The organism is Streptomyces sp. RP5T (assembly GCF_003933965.1).
Lineage (GTDB): Bacteria > Actinomycetota > Actinomycetes > Streptomycetales > Streptomycetaceae > Streptomyces.
Genome location: NZ_RSAJ01001260.1, coordinates 1 through 536, shown reverse-complemented (window position 1 = coordinate 536; position 536 = coordinate 1). Strand labels below are relative to the sequence as shown.

Genomic DNA, 536 nt, shown 5'->3' with positions numbered 1-536 from the left:
GTGGGGGCCTTGGCGGGGCCGTGGCGCCGTAGGGGTGCTGTGGGCGCCGTAGAAGGTGCTACGAGCCGTGGCGGTGCTGTGGGCGCCGTGGAAGCGCTTCGGGTGTCGTAGGAGTGCTTCGGTTGCCGTGGTGGACGCCGCCCCGCACGGCCGGGGGCGCCTCATACGGCACCCCGGGCGCGCGGCCGGAACCGCCGTTGGATACTTTGACTCCGTGGACAAGAAGAACGCCCTGCGCGCCGGCGCCCTGGTGGCCGGTACGACGCTGATGATGCTGCTCATGTCGTCCCCCGCCTCCGCGCTGAACCGCGACGACGGCGACGACCCCGGCACGGGCCTGAGCGTCATCGAGACGCTGGGTCTGTTCGTCGTGGCCCCGATCGTGATCTTCGCGGTCATCGCCGGGCTGGTGATGGTGCTGGACAAGTCCAAGGAAGAGCACCGGGTGACCACCCGCAACATCAGGACCAAGCCCGCCGAGGCGGAGGCCAGGGCCGGGTCGAAGGCCTGACCCCACCGATTTCCGGGGCGCCGAG

At 70.9% G+C, this 536-nt stretch carries 1 protein-coding gene; it reads left to right on the top strand.

Features of this window, described 5'->3' with window-relative positions; translation table 11 throughout:
- Positions 1 to 214: 214 nt before the first annotated feature.
- Positions 215 to 511: a hypothetical protein gene (locus EHS43_RS45715; protein ID WP_125196157.1), complete on the top strand. Its 297-nt coding sequence runs from the start codon at positions 215 to 217 to the stop codon at positions 509 to 511.
- Positions 512 to 536 lie beyond the last annotated feature (25 nt).